Source organism: Streptomyces sp. NPDC046122 (assembly GCF_056429965.1).
In genome coordinates, this window is record NZ_JBWKLQ010000021.1 from 14,709 (window position 1) to 30,935 (window position 16,227).

Sequence of the window (16,227 nt, forward strand, 5' to 3'; positions counted from 1 at the left end):
AATGCCCGGGTCAGCTTAGGGCCCCGGTCTCGGAGCATCCGATGCCGGTTCGTGCCCGTGCCCCTTGGACGGCAGCGGGCCCCGACGGTGTGCTTGCCGGGGCCCGCTGTGTTCGGTGGGTGCGGTTCAGCCGCAGCAGTCGCAGCCGGGGCGGCACCCGCAGATGTCGCTCTGCTCGGCACCGGCAGGCGGCACCGCTGCGGCCGGGGCCGCGCAGCAGCCCTTGCCCTGCCAGGCGTCGCGGCCTTCCTTGACGGCGATGGCGGCGATGACGAGGGCGGCGATGGGGTCGGCCCAGGACCAGCCGAGGGTGGCGTTGAGGACCAGGCCGACGAGGAGCACGGCGGACAGGTACGTGCACAGCAGGGTTTGCTTGGAGTCGGCGACCGCGCTGGCGGAGCCGAGTTCGCGTCCGGCCCGGCGCTGGGCGGCGGACAGGAACGGCATGACCGCGAGGGAGAGGGTGGCGATGACGATGCCGGGGATGGAGCGTTCGGCCTCGCCGGTGCCGGCCAACGCGCAGACAGCATCGATGCCGACGAACGCGGCGAGCGCGAAGAACGACACCGCGATGAAGCGCAGCGTCCGCTTCTCCCGCGCCTCTCGGGTGGCGTGGTCGGAGGCGGAGAACTGCCAGGCGACCGCGGCGGCGGAGGAGACCTCGATGACGGAGTCGAGCCCGAAGCCGATCAGCGCGGTGGAGGAGGCGATCGTCCCGGCGGTGATCGCGACGACTGCTTCGATGACGTTGTAGGTGATGGTGGCCGCGACCAGCAGCCGGATCCGCCTGGCGAGGACGTCGCGGCGGGCCGGGGAGGGGCCTATGCCGATGGATATCTCGGCGGTCATCAGCAGCAGCCCTTCTGCTCCGCGTCCGCACACGTCTTGTCGGCTTCGACGGCGACCACGGCGGTGCGCAGGTCGTCCAGCGCGTGACCGAGGCGTTCGTCGGCGAGCTCGTAGCGGGTGCGCCGGCCCACCGGCACCGCGACGACAAGGCCGCAGTCGCGCAGGCACGCCAGGTGGTTCGACAGCCGGGTCCGGGAGATCTCCAGAGCGTCGGCCAGGTCGGCGGGGTGGGCCGGCGCCTCACGCAGGGCGAGGAGAATCCGGCAGCGGATCGGGTCAGCGAGGGCGCGGCCGAACCGCGCCAGCACCTCGATGTCAGCAGCGAGAGTCAGCACACCCACGACAGTACATGGAAGGCTGAATTCACCAAAGCCTGCACTATCGGAGTCTGCTGCCTGCACAGCGGTCCAACCCCGATGGCAATCGGTCCAAGTTCCCTGTCACAGGACACGGCTGATCACGATGCGGTCACGGCGGAGAGGTTTTCCAAGATCGGCGTCACACGAGAGCCGAAAACCGCACCTGTACGAGGTGAACGGCGGGATCGGCCCGCCCCACCCACCAGGAGCACCCTGTGGCGAGCAGCACCAGCGAGCCTGAGCAGCCCCGGAAGGACCCTTCCGTAGCCCCCTCCATCACCCCCTCCGCGCCCCGTCGCCACGATTCGGGCGTTGTTGCAGGTCAGTCCCGGCGGACAGGGGGTCGGCGCAGGTCCGACAACCCTCATGTCCAAAGGCGTCCTACTCACAGGAAGAACTCGACAGGGCCCGGGCGGAGGGAGCTGCTGCAAGCGCTGGGGATCTTCCAGAGGGCTACGCCCGACCAGCTGTGGAAGCTGACCCGGCCGGACAACCAGCACGACAAGCTCACGCGGGACAACCTCCTGGACCTGGAGGACCACCACCTGGTGAGGATCGAGACGGTCCGGGAAGACCAGCGGCAGGTGTGGGTGCTCACCACCCGAGGACACCGTGAGGCGAAGAAGCTGCTGGAGCCGAAGGGCATACGCATCTCGGCGCTGCGCGAGGAGAAGTACGCCCCGGACACCGGCCGGCTGCTCGGCGCCGGCTACGACGACGACTCCGCAGCGGTCACCACCACGGCCGCCGAACTCCACCGTGCCGGGATCGGTCACCGGCTCGGCTTCGCCACCGAGATTCCGCACCGGCTTGGCGACGGGTACGTGCAGCGGGCGGACCTGGTGGTGCGGGCGCCGGAGGCCGGGGTGCCGGTGATGCTGCTGGAGATCGACCGCCGTTCCGAGGACGCGCACGACCTGGTCGTCAAGCTGCGCCGGTACTGGGAGTGGGGCCGGCTGCTCCCGAAGGACGCGGCCAAGCACACCGTGGATCTGGTCCGCTCTCGGCCGGACGGGATCGAGCACGTCGACCACGAGCAGCGGCTGTGGCGGCGGGGCTACCCGCCGACCGGCCGGGAGGGCCTGGTCCCGGTGGCGTTCGTGTTCGCGGACACCACCGAGGCGAAGGTCTCCAACACGGTCGCCGTACTGGAGGAAGCCGGCCGCCTCTACTGGGCACCGCGCCGGTACGACACCCTCTACCCGAAGGCTGTCACCGCGAGGGACTACCGCCAGGCGGTGCCCGTCGTCGTCACCACCCTGGAGCAACTCCAGGAGCATGGCGCCGACGCGACGGTGTGGAGGCGGTTGGGACGGACCGGGGAGCAGACGCTGACGGCCGCGCTCGACAACCTCGACGGCCACGCCCTCTACCGCGACCAGGAGGCCCGCGCCGACGCGGCGGACCAGCAGCGCCGCGCCGCACAGCGGGAGGCGGAGCGCCCGGTGTGCAAGCGCTGCGGGCGGAAGTTCACGGACGAACGCTGGCAGGAGATCACCGTGCACCGGACCGCCGTACGGGCCGGGGACAAGTCCGTGTGCGGCCCCTGCCGCGCCGACGACGTCGCCCGCCAGGAGGCCGCCGCCGAAGCCGCAAGCCTCGAGGCCGCCGCTCCGCCGGAGCCGCAGGACGGCCCCGAGCCGGACAGGGGCCGCGGCTGGTTCCGCCGACGGGCCCGACCGCACGAGCCCGCTGTGCGGTCGGCAGCCGCCAGGCCGCACAGCGGGACCGGTCCCGAAGTCACCGCGCCACCGGGCGGGACGGGCTGGCCAATCCGACGGCACCCGCCCACCGCAGGCCCTACACAGGCCGTATGAGACGCAGCCGAGAAGAGACCGCACCCCAGGATCTGCCGGGCGACCTGTGGCACGCCCTGTCCGAGCTCCAGCACACCCATCCCGCTCCCGTGGGCCGCGCCGCGCCGGGCTGCTCGCCCGCCCGGTCGGACTGCTGTCCTTCGCCGCAGTCACCGACACCGTCCTCGTGGCCCGCGTGCAGTTGTCCGGCGCGGAGACGATGCACGAGCTGAACGAGACGCTCCGTGCGATCACCGGGGGCATGCACGCCCACTTCACCGGCCCCGGTGTCATCGGGGAGATCCGTGACCAGCGCCGCAAGCGGAGTCGCCGCGAGACGGGCCGGACCTCAAGTCGCCACCGTCATCGGCTCTTCCGTCCTCGCCGAGCTCGTCCCTTCGGCTGGCAGGCCGAATGGACGAGGCAGAGCGAGCCGAACTTCTCTCCATACTCCTTCCTACGGAACGGGGAGAGCCCGGTCTCTCGACGCATCCGTGAGGGGTGGGATCCGTCCCACCCATATTGGGCGCGTTGATGGGTCCGCTGCGGTGTCCGGTGATGATGGCGCTCTGCCTACTGCGCACCCAGTTCTTGCAGCATCTGCTGCTGGTGACGGTGGCCGACCGTCTCGTAGCCGATCACGGTGACGAAGGGCGCGAGCATGACCACGAGCAGGCACACCGCGATGGCCACACCGGCGGCGGCCAGGAGGACTGCCGCGAGCAGTACCGCGATGGTGAGGGCGACCAGAAGGATGTGGAAGCGGTCTGCTGTGGACAGCAGCAGGGTGTGCAGGAGGTAGACCATCAGCATGTAGAGGCCGACGGGGAGAGCGAGGGCGAGGACGACGGCGGTGCCGGAGATCTTGGCGTGGTGTTCCATGTAGAGGCCCGCCACGTGCAGCCCGGCGCCGGCCCCAGCAACGCCGATGAACAGGGGGATGTGGCCGTAGCCGAAGAGGTATCCGCGGCTGCGGCGGTGCACCAGGATGTCGCCGAAAGGCGTCAGGAAGTACATCCACCACATGCCGAAGGTCAGACCGACACCGGCGATGACGACGACGACGGCGTTCCAGGTCCAGTGTGTGCCGTCCCCGCCCCCCAGGAGATCTCCGGAAGAGGCGACCGTACCGACGACGCCCTCGCCGAGGACGATGATCGCGAAGAGTCCGTACCGTTCGGCGACGTGGTGCGGGTGCCAGGGGGTGCCGCCCGCGGAGCCCTGTGTCAGGACCGGCAGGACGAGTTCGAGGGCGCCCAGGACGCCGAACGCGGCGAAGACGACGCCGATCGGCATGTGCACGAAGGCCACCACGATCCAACCGGCCTGGACGATCACCGTCCAGCGGATGTTGGCCATGCCCACGTCGTGGAACGACGGGGACTGGCGGGCGGCACGCCACCACTGGAGCACCATCGCGATCCGCATCACGACGTAGCCGATGACCATGGCACGCAGTTCGAGGTGGCCGCCCTCCTCGACGGAGTGGAACATCGCGGGCAGGCCGAGCGAGAACACGACGACGCCGATCATCTGCAGCATCGTCACGGCCCGGTAGAGCCAGTCGTCGGTGGCGAACGCGGAGGCGAACCAGCTGAAGCTGATCCAGGCGATGCTGATCGCGAACATCGCCAGGACGAACGCGATGACCGCCTGGCCGGCGTGCCCCTCGGCGACCATCTCGGCGAACTGGAACGCCGCCGTGCCGACGGCGACCACGAAGGTGAGGTCGAACAGCAGCTCCAGCGGCGAGGCGGTCCGGCCGTGCTCTTCCGGGTCACGACCGGTCATGGGGACCAGCCGTCGCGACAGACCGAGCTTGCCGAGCCTGCCGGCGGGTGGGGAATCATTCATGTGCAGCAGTATTTCTGACGCCGGCCCTGCCGGCCCGGCCGCCCTGCCGACGCAGAGCACTCCGACGACAACGGCGAAACACCGTACCCGCTCGGCCTCAGCGGCATCGTGGGATGCGGCCATTCGGGCAGCCGTCTCTCCTGGACGTACCTTCGCGCTCGGTCCCTGACCTGCCCGTCGGTGTCTGCCAGCAGCACGGCGCCGGCTCCGGTTGCCAGGCCGTCCTCGATGCCGAGCAGTACCTCGCGGCCCTCGCAGACTCGGAGTAGGGCCGCCGCGAGCGTCACAGCCTGAGGCAGCACCCGGGCCCGTTGGTCCCATGAACACCAGCTCCTGCCCGTCGCGTTGGCGGCCCCGACGGGCAGGAGCTGGTTGGTGAACCCGCGACCGTGTCTAGGTTCAGGCTGTGAGCTTCTTGAAGACTGCCTCGAAGCGGTCGAGGGTGTCGTCGTCGACCTGCACGAGGCCCCGGTGCGATGGCAGCCCGGGGCCCCGTCTTGACCGAGGGCCCTGCGCGCGGGACGGTCAGATGCGCAACTACGCGCAACCGGCTCGCTTCGGAGGGGATCATGGCGTTACTTTTCTTCGGCACGGACCCGAACTCGGGTGGAGGGAACTGCCCTGCGGTGTGGGTGGACACCGACACCGCCCAGGGCCCGGAAATGGTTCTGTAGGGCAAGTTCGCCGACCCGGCGACCCGGGCCGCCTGCCGCCAGGACAGTCCGCCCGCAGACGACGAGGGGATCGTCCGGATCCCGCTCAGCATGGTGGAGCAGATCAGGAGGGCGTGCGATGCCGCAGAGGCCGCCGGCTCCCAGCTTTGAGGAGCTGCTCGACTCCGCCCAGGCCCACGCCCTGCACCTGGAGCTCCGCGACGTTTACGCCGTGAGGGAGGAGCGGGAGGTCTTTGAGGCGTTCCTGCGGGACGGGAGCGTGCCCGCGGACGGCTCGGAGTACTGGAGCGGGTGGCTGCCGCTGGTGGAGCGGACTGTCGCCCGCGGGGTGAAGGTCCTGCGGGCCCGGGTCGTGTCCGAGCCCGTCACCGACTACATCCGCTTCGAGCACGAGGGCACCCCCAACGACGTCGCCGAAGCGGTCGCTGCCCGCATCGCCCGCTCTCGCTTCCTCTACGAGGGCGGCCACCGCTACGTCGTCCTCATGGAGGAATCCGTCCTGGGCCGCGGCCTCCAGCCGCCCGCCTACGGCGCCCCCTCCCCGGCCCTGCTCGCCCGCGCGGACCGCGGCCTCGCCCGGTTCCTCGCCCAGCGGGCCGAGGACCAGGACGACGGGGCCGACGGCAGCGAGGACCCTCAGCGGTGACCGCCGGCCACCCGCGCGACGACGCCCCAGCCGCGAGGCCCGCCATGCACACCAGCAGCCACACGGTCCTGTACGACCCCGACGGTCTGATCGAGGCGGAGCTCCCGCTGGATCGCGAACCGTACGAAAGCCTCGTCAAGGCCGTCCTCGCCTGGACCGGCGAGGACACGCTCGCGACCCGCGACTACGAGCAGATCGGCCTCCAGCTCACCGGTCACGCCCGCGCGGTCGCCGCCGACGTACGGCGCCGCGCCGACCAGCTGCCGAAGAGCAGCGGCCCTTGGGCGCTCGCCGACGTCGTCCTGCGCGAGGCGGAAAACCGGCTGTCCGCGACGCTGGAGGGCACCGTGCGCTGCGTCCAGAACCGCGCCCGCCTCGTTCGCGCTCTCTACGAACGGCTGGATCGCCTGGAGGCCGCGCTCGCCCCGGAGAGGGTTGTACCGAGCGGGGGCTGAACCGTGGGCTGGACGGTTGCTTCCAGCTACTTCGTCAGCGTGTCGAGTGCCTTCCTCGCCTCACCCAACAAGTCGCTGACCTGGCGCAGAGCATCTTCCTGGGTGTCGGCGGGCTTGCTGACCGTTCCAGCGGAGGAGGCCTGGCCCGGCTCCCGCCTCGGATACCGTGTTGCTCTACGGGGTGCCATAACGGATGTGACGCCCCCCACCGGAGGTAGTCAGCGTATGAGTTCAAAGCGCAGCAAGAATCCAGCCCTGCCCGTACTTGACGACGCATTCCGACTCGCGTCGGTCAAGGACGCCGAAGAGTCCACCCGTGACTTGGCGGCGCGGCTGGCCACCACCGAGCTGCGCCGTGTTTCCCACCCGGGCCGGGTCACCTGGGAGCCCATCGATCAGGCCGAGCCCGTACCGGTCCCGCCGACTGTGGTCGACGGTGACGGGGACTTGTGGCTACGGGATCGGGGCACTGGCACCTGGACCATGCCCGAGTTCAACCCGAAGGAGTTCCCGGCCCGCTGTGGCGAGGTTCTGACGTGGAGCCAGCTTGCCCGCGAGTTCGGCCCGCTGACCGCACTGGCCGACGACCGCCGCATCGGCGGCGGCCGGCGTCGCTGACCGCGCAGCCTTTCTGGGATGACCGCGCCCCTGAAGCGCCCGTTACGGGTAGCTGGGAGCTCCAGCTCACCGCTGAGCTCGACGATGGCGGCGTGCAGGTGAGCGTCGTATCGCCACCCGGCTGCCGCTCGGCACACAGGAATCTTCCCGGCGCTGTACGGCCTCCTGCGGCGCTCTGCGAAGCGGCGATCAAGGGCCTGAGTGGCGCTCGCAGCGGCGCACAGCGGTTCGAATGGGTAAAGGGGCACCCCGACTCCCGGAAACGGCCTCGCGACCTCACTGGCCTTCCCGTGGGAGCTGCGTCCTCTGTGCTCCCGACCCGAGCTCTGCTCTCAGGGGGCTGGACCCGCCGACCGCGTGCTGCTCGCCCGGGTCGGAGAAGCCGGCGCCGAAGGCGAGGACGGTCCGCTGCAGAGCAGCATGTTCGTTGGTTGGTGAGGGATCGGGTCCGTCGTTTGGTGGGGGATCGCTCGCGTAAGAGGAATAGCTAGGACTGACTGACCAGATGACGAGCGCGCCCTTCCTCACCCGCCGTAGGCGAAGTACCGGCAGTAGAAGCTGTGGACGCCGCGGAGAAAGCGGTTCGGGTCGCGTCGATGTCCTCGAGAAGGCCTCGCCGGCCGGAGGAGGCCGCCGCTGGGCAGCGGGAGCGCTTGCGGTGGCCAGTTCGCGCGTTGGCCCTACCCGGCAAGGTGGTTCCTGGCAACATCAATGGGATTCGAACATAGGGGGTTCCATGCGTTTCGGCGTCCGCTTGCTCACTGTCGCCACCGCTACCGTCGCCACCGGAGTGCTGCTCGTCGGCTGCTCCTCGACCCCGGCCGAGGAGTTGGAGGACTGGTGGTCTTCGGGGGGTGACGACAGGGTCAAGGCGCTGTCCGACAGCTCGAGCCACGTCAACACGGCGAGCATGCAAGTGATGGACGACAAGCGCACCGCTTGTCAGGAGCTGCTGGCAGCGGTGGCCAAGGCGAAGAAGTACGGCACCCCTCCGAGCGAGAAGGCCAAGGGTTTCTGGGCGGAAGCCCTTACCGACTTCGAGCACGGAAGCAACGCGTGTGTCGCCGGGGTCGACCAGAAGGACGAGCCCCAGACCAACGAGGGCATCCGCGAGGTGCAGAGGGCCATTGGCATCCTGGCTTCCGCGGTGTCCATGATCAGGAGCGACTTGGAGGCCAAGTGATCCGGTGATCCGCCGGGATCGCCCGAACCGCTGATCGCCAAAACCCCGGGGGCGCCCGGCCGGGCGCCCCCGGGTGACGTGTCGCCGGCTCCGCTGTCCCCGTCGGCCCCCCACCCGCGTTGTGCCAGGCGGCCCGGACGGCCGTCGACCGCTGGGTCCTGCCCCGGTCCGTACGCACCGATGGCAGCCGGAAGGGTCCCGTACACGAAGAGGCGAAGTATCAGCACTGGAGGCATGGATCCCGCAGCCATTCCCAAATGGACATCAGGTGGACATCGCCACGCGGACGAAGACACAAGATTCGGGACCCCACACGGGCCCTGTTCACCCGGCCCGCTCCGAAATCCGCGCGAGCCCAGATGAAATTCGTTCGCAAGCCGGAGAGGGCTCCACCAAGAGCCTGGCGGAGCGCCTGGGCGTCTCCCGCAAGACAGTTCAGCGCTACCTCTCGGGTGCCTCCACCAAGCCGAGCGCCTCCTGGAGGCGCTGGTGAAGGAGACCGAGTCGGAGTGGCAACCGCAGGTCAGGGCACAGGCGAGGCAGCGCGCGACCACCTCGGGTGGGCTCGTCATCAAGTTCCGGGCCACCCTCGGCTTCACCGCGAACGGGTCCTCAGACGACGCGCGAGTACGGGACCTCTTAGCCGGTGGCGGTTGGTGCGGCCGGAGCTTGCGGGGACGGGGGCCGCTCCGCAGAGGTGTGCGAAGGCTGCTTCGGAACGGAGCCGGTCGGGATTGTCACCTGCGGTCGTCAGCCGCTGGCCGGCGGTTTCGGGGCCGACCCCGGGCAGCGCGACGAGCCGAGTGCGGCCTGGGTGATCAGCGGTCCGATCTCCTTGTCGGGGCTTGATCTCCTCGTCGAGATTCCTGGGCGGGTGAGTAAGGATGGTCCTGAATGATCACCGCTGACCGTTCCGGAGGGGACCATGGCCGACGTCTGGGTGCTGAGTCCAAGTCATGACGAGCCGGGGAAGAGCCGTCTGATCCGTTCCGACGCCATCACCTACCTCAGCATGTCCGCCGAGGAGCTTGTCGCGGCCCGCGTCGGCTCGGACGACACCGTGGTTCTGGTTCACCGGGCCACCCAAGGCGGCAGAGATCTCCCCGAGGACTTCCACCTTGCCTACCTGGCGAAACTCGCCGTGGCCCGCGGGCGGGCCCGCGTGAGCGAAGAGGACCTGGTGCTCCTCGCCGACACGGACGCCAACGGGGCATGGGACTGGTCAGTGGTCCCCGTCTCGGAGCTTTGGCCAGCCTGACTTACGGATTGGCCCGCCCTGCAGAAGGGGGAACCGGACGAGCGCTGCCCTGGAGGGTTTGTTCCGCGAGCATGGGCTGTCGCCACCGTGAACGCCGTGTCCGATGAGGCGCGTTGGCGTTACGGGGCGAGGAGGGCGCTTACGGTCTTGCCGCCGGTCGTCTGGCGGGTCACGGAGGTGGCGCGGGCGAGGCGGTTGACCATGGGCCAGCCGAATCCTCCGGTGCCGCTGTTCAGGTCGGCGGTGCGCATGCGCGGCACCTTGGGGCTGGGGTCGTGCACGGCCACCTCGATGCTGTCCGGGTGCGTGGTCAGGTCCAGGGCGCAGCTGCCGCCGCCGTGGCGCGCCATTGGTGACGAGCTCGGAGACGATCAGGACCACCGTGTCGGCGGCCTCGGCTGCGATCGCCGGTACGAGATCTGCGAGGAAGTGCCGGGCGCTCTCGCGGGCGCCGGCGAGGGATGTCGAGGAGCAGGCGGGTGCAACGGTGATGCTCATCGTGTCCATCAGGCCACCTGGTCCCGCTCGTCGAATGCCCGGCCGTGTCTGCCTGGTGCTTGCGCCCCGGCATGCGGCGGTACACCCGGCGATGACCGCAGTGCGCCCTGCCCATGTCGCCGTTCGAGGCCGATTACCTCACCGTCGAACGGACGGAAATCTATGTCGGCTGGAGTAGACATTGGGTGGCGGCGTGGTTATGGTTTCTCTCGTAAAGCAGAGAGACCGCAGGGCCTGGCAGACGTGAACTGCCGGGCAGCAGTACCCGCAGTACCCGTAAGTGCAGTGTGCAGAACGGTGCGGTGGTGGAGTTTCGAAGCCAGAGCGGTTGCAGGACGGCGACGGGACTGACGACCGGACCGGGCGGCCCGAAGTGATCAGGGGCCGCCATGAGCAGTACCGCAGTGCAGTACCCGCAAGTGCAGTTCCGCAGTACCCAGCAGTGAAGTCAGTGAGCGGTACCTCGGTGAAGGCGTCGGCTGCGGGCGCGCGCACCGGGAGGTTCGGCAGTGGGGTTCTAAGCCAGAGCAGACGCAGGACGGGCAACGGGGCTGGCTGCCGAAACGTGGCGCTTGGGCGAGGCCACGAGCAATTCGCAGTACAGCAGTACCGGCAATACGCAGTACCAGCAGTACAAGCTCCCGTTTGGTACGACCGAGGGAAGAACGGAGGAACGAAGCGCCATCAGGATCGCCCGGGCGGAAAGCGTTGAGCCCGGGTACCGCAGGACATCCGATAGTGAGGTGGTCTCCGGTCAAGCAACCGCGATCCCCGCACCCCCGACAGCAACCAGGTCGGGCACGCGGACACAAGAGGCCGGCGCAGTAACCAGGGCCGGCAGATGGTGTAGCAGTTCCTTCGGGGCCCTGGTGCCAATGGCACCAGGGCCCCTCCAGCATGTTCCACAGGAAGGTGCGATGACCGCAGACGACACCCACGGCCGTCTCGACGACGACGACTTCCCCGCCTACACCACGGGCCGGGCCGCCGACATACTCGGCACCACCCAGGGCTTCCTGCGCGCCCTCGGCGACGCCCGTCTCATCACCCCGCTGCGCTCAGAGGGTGGTCACCGCCGCTACTCCCGCTACCAGCTGCGTATCGCCGCCCGGGCCCGGGAGCTCGTTGATCAGGGCATCCCCATCGAGGCCGCGTGCCGCATCATCGTCCTTGAGGACCAACTCGAAGAAGCCCTGCGCATCAACGCCGAACACCGCCGTACCGTCGGATCGGCGACCTCGGCGGCCGCGGCCTGAGACAGCCGAGACTCGCAACTCCTTAAGGGTTCGTGGCTGCCACCCGCACATGCTGCCCGGGACGCAAAGCGTTCCGGGCAACTTCGCTCACTTGGACCGGCTGAGACCCCCTTTCGTTTTGGAGCCCCAGGCGGGTCGCTGTTGTTGTCAGCCGGCCAGGTGTGTGCCGAAGGCGGGGGATCCGGTGGTGGAGACACCGGTGCCGGCCGGGGTGATACCGGGCGTGCCGGAGTAGGCGGCCGCGCGCAGGTAGACGACCGCGCCGTCCGAGGAGTTCTCGCCGGCGACGCCGACGATCATGTCGGTCACGCCGTCGTTGTGGGTGTCGGCGAGGTGGACGGAGCTGCCGAAGCGGTCGCCGGTCTCGTCGTTGCCCGCGATGTTCGGGGTGCTCTGCGCATAGAACCAGGCGTCATTGCTTACCCCGTCGAGCCCGTTGTCACTGCCGTGCACATAGGTCACCGCGCCGGTTCCCGTGGCGCTTCCCAGGCTCTCGCCCGGAGCGCCGACGACCAGGTCCTGATGGCTGCCCCCGTTCCAGCGGGTGACCGCGAGTGAGGCGCCGAAGCGGTCGCCGGCCTCACTAGTGTCGGGGATGCCGGGGGAGTCCTGGGTGATGCTGTACGAGACGGCGGCGGCCGGGCCGTTCGCGTCACTGTTGAAGATGCGGACGATGCCGCCGGACTCGTCCGGGGAACCGAGCGCGATGTCCTGGTACTTGTTGTTGTCGAAGTCGCCGATGGCGGCGGCGCTGCTGGTGGGCAGCTTGGTGTGGCTGGAGGGGTTGAGGCCCGAGGGGGAGCCGAGGGCGTAGTACGTGTTGGCGCCGGTGACGACCAGGTCGGCGATCCCGTCATAGCCGGCGAAGTTTCCCGAGGTGAGAGAGGCTGGAGCGGTCGTGACCGAGGCAGGCGGGACGAAGCGGTAGCCGCCGCCGTTCGTGCCCGACTTGGTGAAGCCTCCGCGGTACACGTCGATGACGGGCTTGTCGGAGGCGATCGCCAGGTCGGGCTTCTGGTCACTGTCGGAGAGCGCGGTCAGGAGCCGGCCGAACTTGTCGTGCGAGGTCGGAGCGGGGTCGGCGACCGTCACACCGCTGACAAGGCCAGCGTCCGAGCCCCACAGGATGGCGACGGTGCCGCCGTCGGTGTCGGTGCCGACGTCCTCACCGGGGGCTCCGACAACGAGGTCGGCGTAGCCGTCGCCGTTGAAGTCCTCCGAGACGATGGCGCCGCCGAATCCGTCACCGGCCTCGGCGGCCCCGGGGACGCCGGCACTGTCCTGACTGATGACGGCACGCCTGGCGTTCGACGGGTCGCTCACACCGCCGTAGACGATGACGACCTGACCGGCGCCGGAGCGGCCGTTGACGTAGGCGCCGGGGGCGGCGACGGCGATATCGCGATAACCGTCGTTGTTGAAGTCACCGGGTACGCCCGAGCCGGCCGCGGCGGCGGTGCCCGCGCCGACGACGAGCAGACCGCCGGTCAGTGCCGCTGCCGTGGCGGTGGCCAGCGCGGTGACAAGGTGCTTACGCAAGTTGAGTCTCCTGTTGCATGTGGGAATCGCCCGTGTTTGCCGGAGCTGTCCTCGGATGTGCACGGGGTTCGAACAGGAGACCGCTGATGCGGCCCAAGGGTTGTGCGAGAAGTCGGAGAAGCTGACCTGGGAGTCGTGCTCGATGCGCCAGCGGACCTTGGCCAGCCGGACCAGATCGGCGATCGGGGTGTCAGCGGGCAGGCTGGACAGCCAGTAATCGGTGGGAACCGGGGCCTCTTCTGGCCACTCGGCCAGCAGCCAGCAGCCAGCAGCCAGCAGCCAGCAGCCAGCAGCCAGCAGCCAGCAGCCAGCAGCCAGCAGTCGGGCAGGACCCCGTCCCACCAGCCCTGCTCGGCCGAAGCGGCGGCCTTGATCAGACGCTCGACAGAGCCCAGGCGGAGGGAACTGCTGCAAGCGCTGGGGATCTTCCAGAGGGCGACGCCCGATCAGTTGTGGAAGCTGACCCGTCCGGACAACCAGCACGACAAGCTCGTACGGGACAACCTCCTGTATCTGGAGGAGCACCACCTGGTGAGGATCGAGTTGGTACGGGATGACCAGCGGCAGGTGTGGGTGCTGACCAAGCGAGGACATGGCGAGGCGAAGAAGCTGCTGGAGCCGAAGGGCATACGGGTCTCGGCGCTGCGCGAGGAGAAGTACGACCCGGTTACCGGGGATCTGCTCGGCGCCAGCTACGACGACCATGCGGCGGCGGTCACCTCGACGGCCGCCGAACTCCACCGTGCCGGGGTCGGTCACCGGCTCGGCTTCCAGACCGAGATCGGCCACCGGCTCGCAGGCGGCTACGTGCAGCGGGCGGACCTGGTGGTGCGGGCCCCGACGGCCGGGGTGCCGGTAATGCTGGTGGAAATCGACCGCCGCACCGAAGACGCGCACGACCTGGTTACCAAGCTGCGCCGGTACTGGGAGTGGGGCCGGCTGCTGCCACGGGACGCGGACAAGCACACCGTGGGCCTGGTTCGCTCGCGGCCGGGCGCGATCGACCACGTCGACCACGAGAAGCGGCTGTGGCGCCGGTTTTACCCGCCGACCGGCCGGGAGGGCCTGGTGCCGGTGGCGTTCGTGTTCGCGGACAGCACCGAGGCCAAGGTCGACAACACGGTCGGCGTGCTGGAGGGGGCCGGCCGCCGCTACTGGGCGCCGCGCCGGTACGAGACCTACCACCGGGGGATCATGCGCGCCTACGGCCAGGCGGTGCCCGTCGTCCTCACCACCCTGGAGCAGTTCCAGGAGCACGGCGCGGACGCGGCGGTGTGGCGGCGGCTGGGACGGGAGGGCGAGCAGACGCTGACGGCCGCGCTCGACAACCCCGACGGCGAGGTCCTCTACCGCGACCAGGCCGCCCGCGCCGATGCGTCCGACCACGACCTGGTCGTCTTCCTGGAAGCCGCCGGGGTGATCGACCCGGACAGGGTGCTGGACGATCCGCGCTGGGTGGAGTGGCGCGGGGGCCGGCCCCATCAGTGGAACGCCGCGTGAGCGAAAGACCGGGAGCGCCGTTGGGGAGGTGACGGCCCTGGCCGGGCGGGCAGGCCCTCGAGCGCGCTTGCTGTGGGGCGGATCATGCACGCGTCGCCCAGCACAATGACCCGGGCGGAGCGCCCACCGAGCCGCCATGGTCGGGGCGATCACGGCGAATTCCAGGGGTCGTTGCAACACCGCGGTGAGTTGATCAAACCGCGAGCAGTTTAGACAGACGCTCGGCTGGGGTTCCCAGCCGAGCGTCTTGCGTGGACGGCTGTTGAGTTCGGAGGTGACGGCGTCGAGGTCGCTGCAGGTGTGCCGGATCAAGTTGGCGGGGAACGCCGTCGTCGGGACAGCGACGGCGAGCACCGAACGCACTCTGGGGAAAACCCCACACACGTCGGAGGGTTGGCCGGGTGGTCGGCTCTGTCGGCGGATACGTACGGTCACGGCATGAAGCGAATGAGCAGGATACTGATGGTCTCGGCGGTGTCGGTGGCGCTGACGGCGAGCGGCACGACGGCCGTAGTCGCAAACACAGCAGAGAAACCCCGGGCCGCCGCTGTCGCGCCCGTTGCGGCGGACTTATCGCGGGGCCCGCTCGTGTCGGTCGAGCACCTGCGTACGCTCACCGCCCGCGAGGTCGCGGCCGAACTTGCGGGGGACAAGGCGGGTGCCTGGGACACCGGCGCCGTACGGTACGGTCTGGACACCTTCCGGATCGTGTACCGCACAGTTGACGCTCATGGTCGGCCCACGACGGCCAGCGGACTGCTGGCCCTGCCTCGGAGCGGTGAACGGCGGCTGCGGACCGTGTCCTTCACGCACGGCACCGAACTGTTCAAGGGCGACGTCGCCTCCGTGTCGACCAGCGTCTGGGACCAGGCACCCGCCCTGACCTACGCCTCCGCCGGATTCGCCACAGTGCTCCCCGACTACCTCGGGTTGGGCTTGGGCCCCGGCCCACATCCCTGGATGGACGTGCCCTCGGAGACGACGGCCGCCCTGGACATGCTGCGCGCCTCCCGCGCCGTCGCGACGGCGAAGGGCCGGGAGCTGCGGCGCGACGTACTGGTCACCGGCTTCTCACAGGGCGCCTCGGCGGCACTGGGACTGGCCCGGTCGCTGCAGGAAGGCGCCGACGGATGGTTCCGGCTGCGAGCGGTGGCGCCCATCAGCGGCGCGTACGCGTTCCGCGACGCGGAACTGCCCGCGCTGCTGGCCGGGCAGACGGAGCCGAAGGCAAGCGTGATCTACACGGCGCTGACCCTGGTCGCCTTCAACCGCCTGCACCACCTGTACGACACGCCGGCCCAGGTGTTCCGCGCGCCTTACGACCAGACGATCGAAGGTCTGCTAGACGGCACACACACCGGTCAGGAGGTCGAGGCGGGCACCCCGGACTCCGTCGACGCGCTGCTTACCCCCCGAGGCCGGGCGATGCTGGCCCATCCCACCGGACGGCTCGCTGCGGCCCTGCGGATTGCCGATGGCGTGTGTACCGACTGGACGCCGCGCGCTCCGATTCGGCTCTACTACGCCGACGGCGACGAGCAGGCCGTCACCGCGAACACCGCCCGCTGCCACGCCGCCCTGCGCACCCGCGGCCGCTGCCACGCCGCCCTGCGCACCCGCGGCGTCCATGCCCCACCGATCGACCTCGGCACCCCTGACTACGGCGGCTCACGCCACCTGGGTTCCCAGCAGGCGGGAACCGCCGCCGTGGTGCGGTGGTTCCACTCCCTGCGGTAGGCGGG

Annotated in this window: 13 protein-coding genes and 3 pseudogenes; 9 read left to right on the plus strand and 7 right to left on the minus strand. The window is 69.7% G+C overall.

Annotated elements, in window-relative coordinates:
- Positions 1 to 126 precede the first annotated feature (126 nt).
- Both AC07FK_RS31925 and AC07FK_RS31930 read right to left on the minus strand, forming a co-directional pair.
- Positions 127 to 849 carry a cation efflux transmembrane domain-containing protein gene (locus tag AC07FK_RS31925; RefSeq protein WP_479108419.1) on the minus strand — a complete coding sequence of 241 codons (723 nt, stop codon included), beginning with the start codon at positions 847 to 849 and terminating at the stop codon, positions 127 to 129.
- Positions 849 to 1,184 carry an ArsR/SmtB family transcription factor gene (locus tag AC07FK_RS31930; protein ID WP_360791921.1) on the minus strand — a complete coding sequence of 112 codons (336 nt, stop codon included), beginning with the start codon at positions 1,182 to 1,184 and terminating at the stop codon, positions 849 to 851. The genes AC07FK_RS31925 and AC07FK_RS31930 overlap by 1 nt, the downstream gene beginning before the upstream one ends.
- A 500-nt stretch (positions 1,185 to 1,684) precedes the next feature.
- Between AC07FK_RS31930 and AC07FK_RS31935 the strand changes: the two genes are divergently transcribed.
- A complete protein-coding gene (locus AC07FK_RS31935) occupies positions 1,685 to 3,025 on the plus strand; it encodes a replication-relaxation family protein (RefSeq protein ID WP_479108448.1) in 1,341 nt (446 codons plus the stop codon).
- A 552-nt stretch (positions 3,026 to 3,577) separates the two neighbouring features.
- Here AC07FK_RS31935 and AC07FK_RS31940 read toward each other — a convergent pair.
- On the minus strand, positions 3,578 to 4,858 hold the full coding sequence (locus AC07FK_RS31940; protein ID WP_479108420.1) for a low temperature requirement protein A: 1,281 nt from the start codon (positions 4,856 to 4,858) through the stop codon (positions 3,578 to 3,580).
- 792 nt (positions 4,859 to 5,650) lie between these two features.
- Here AC07FK_RS31940 and AC07FK_RS31945 point away from each other — a divergent pair.
- From AC07FK_RS31945 to AC07FK_RS31960, 4 genes are all read left to right on the plus strand, one after another.
- A complete protein-coding gene (locus AC07FK_RS31945; protein ID WP_479108421.1) occupies positions 5,651 to 6,178 on the plus strand; it encodes a DUF6879 family protein in 528 nt (175 codons plus the stop codon).
- 44 nt (positions 6,179 to 6,222) lie between these two features.
- Entirely contained in the window at positions 6,223 to 6,633 is a 411-nt protein-coding gene (locus AC07FK_RS31950; protein WP_479108449.1) for a DUF6415 family natural product biosynthesis protein, read from the plus strand.
- Between the two features lie 225 nt (positions 6,634 to 6,858).
- The gene (locus AC07FK_RS31955; RefSeq protein WP_392277810.1) at positions 6,859 to 7,251 is read left to right on the plus strand and encodes a hypothetical protein; all 393 of its coding nucleotides are present in this window, start codon (positions 6,859 to 6,861) and stop codon (positions 7,249 to 7,251) included.
- 736 nt (positions 7,252 to 7,987) lie between these two features.
- The gene (locus AC07FK_RS31960) at positions 7,988 to 8,434 is read left to right on the plus strand and encodes a hypothetical protein (RefSeq protein WP_479108422.1); all 447 of its coding nucleotides are present in this window, start codon (positions 7,988 to 7,990) and stop codon (positions 8,432 to 8,434) included.
- A 640-nt stretch (positions 8,435 to 9,074) separates the two neighbouring features.
- On the opposite strand, the pseudogene AC07FK_RS31965 reads toward AC07FK_RS31960, so the two are convergent.
- A pseudogene (locus tag AC07FK_RS31965) lies at positions 9,075 to 9,200 on the minus strand (transposase); the annotation flags it as partial.
- Positions 9,201 to 9,359: 159 nt separating this feature from the next.
- Here AC07FK_RS31965 and AC07FK_RS31970 point away from each other — a divergent pair.
- Complete coding sequence (locus AC07FK_RS31970) at positions 9,360 to 9,692, plus strand: hypothetical protein (protein ID WP_479108423.1); 333 nt, start codon at positions 9,360 to 9,362, stop codon at positions 9,690 to 9,692.
- A gap of 119 nt (positions 9,693 to 9,811) precedes the next feature.
- On the opposite strand, the pseudogene AC07FK_RS31975 reads toward AC07FK_RS31970, so the two are convergent.
- Positions 9,812 to 10,199, minus strand: a pseudogene (locus AC07FK_RS31975) (ATP-binding protein).
- Positions 10,200 to 11,107: 908 nt separating this feature from the next.
- On the opposite strand from AC07FK_RS31975, the gene AC07FK_RS31980 reads away from it, so the two are divergent.
- Complete coding sequence (locus tag AC07FK_RS31980) at positions 11,108 to 11,446, plus strand: helix-turn-helix domain-containing protein (RefSeq protein WP_479108424.1); 339 nt, start codon at positions 11,108 to 11,110, stop codon at positions 11,444 to 11,446.
- 147 nt (positions 11,447 to 11,593) lie between these two features.
- Here AC07FK_RS31980 and AC07FK_RS31985 read toward each other — a convergent pair whose 3' ends face one another.
- Positions 11,594 to 12,985, minus strand: coding sequence for an FG-GAP and VCBS repeat-containing protein (locus AC07FK_RS31985; RefSeq protein ID WP_479108425.1), 1,392 nt, complete (start codon positions 12,983 to 12,985; stop codon positions 11,594 to 11,596).
- Between the two features lie 132 nt (positions 12,986 to 13,117).
- Positions 13,118 to 13,401: pseudogene (locus AC07FK_RS31990) on the minus strand (hypothetical protein); the annotation flags it as partial.
- 34 nt (positions 13,402 to 13,435) lie between these two features.
- Between AC07FK_RS31990 and AC07FK_RS31995 the strand changes: the two are divergent.
- Positions 13,436 to 14,485, plus strand: coding sequence for a replication-relaxation family protein (locus tag AC07FK_RS31995; RefSeq protein WP_479108426.1), 1,050 nt, complete (start codon positions 13,436 to 13,438; stop codon positions 14,483 to 14,485).
- Between the two features lie 438 nt (positions 14,486 to 14,923).
- Positions 14,924 to 16,222 (plus strand): alpha/beta hydrolase family protein, encoded by a 1,299-nt coding sequence (locus AC07FK_RS32000; RefSeq protein WP_479108427.1) that lies wholly within the window; start codon positions 14,924 to 14,926, stop codon positions 16,220 to 16,222.
- The last annotated feature ends 5 nt before the right edge of the window (positions 16,223 to 16,227 follow it).

Bases quoted from the DNA above. Each gene is read 5' to 3' on its own strand.
- AC07FK_RS31945 (WP_479108421.1), top strand. From the start codon at position 5,651: ATGCCGCAGAGGCCGCCGGCTCCCAGCTTTGAGGAGCTGCTCGACTCC.
- AC07FK_RS31980 (WP_479108424.1), top strand. From the start codon at position 11,108: ATGACCGCAGACGACACCCACGGCCGTCTCGACGACGACGACTTCCCC.
- AC07FK_RS31925 (WP_479108419.1), bottom strand. From the start codon at position 849: ATGACCGCCGAGATATCCATCGGCATAGGCCCCTCCCCGGCCCGCCGC.
- AC07FK_RS31970 (WP_479108423.1), top strand. From the start codon at position 9,360: ATGGCCGACGTCTGGGTGCTGAGTCCAAGTCATGACGAGCCGGGGAAG.
- AC07FK_RS32000 (WP_479108427.1), top strand. From the start codon at position 14,924: ATGAAGCGAATGAGCAGGATACTGATGGTCTCGGCGGTGTCGGTGGCG.
- AC07FK_RS31955 (WP_392277810.1), top strand. From the start codon at position 6,859: ATGAGTTCAAAGCGCAGCAAGAATCCAGCCCTGCCCGTACTTGACGAC.
- AC07FK_RS31950 (WP_479108449.1), top strand. From the start codon at position 6,223: ATGCACACCAGCAGCCACACGGTCCTGTACGACCCCGACGGTCTGATC.
- AC07FK_RS31960 (WP_479108422.1), top strand. From the start codon at position 7,988: ATGCGTTTCGGCGTCCGCTTGCTCACTGTCGCCACCGCTACCGTCGCC.
- AC07FK_RS31940 (WP_479108420.1), bottom strand. From the start codon at position 4,858: ATGAATGATTCCCCACCCGCCGGCAGGCTCGGCAAGCTCGGTCTGTCG.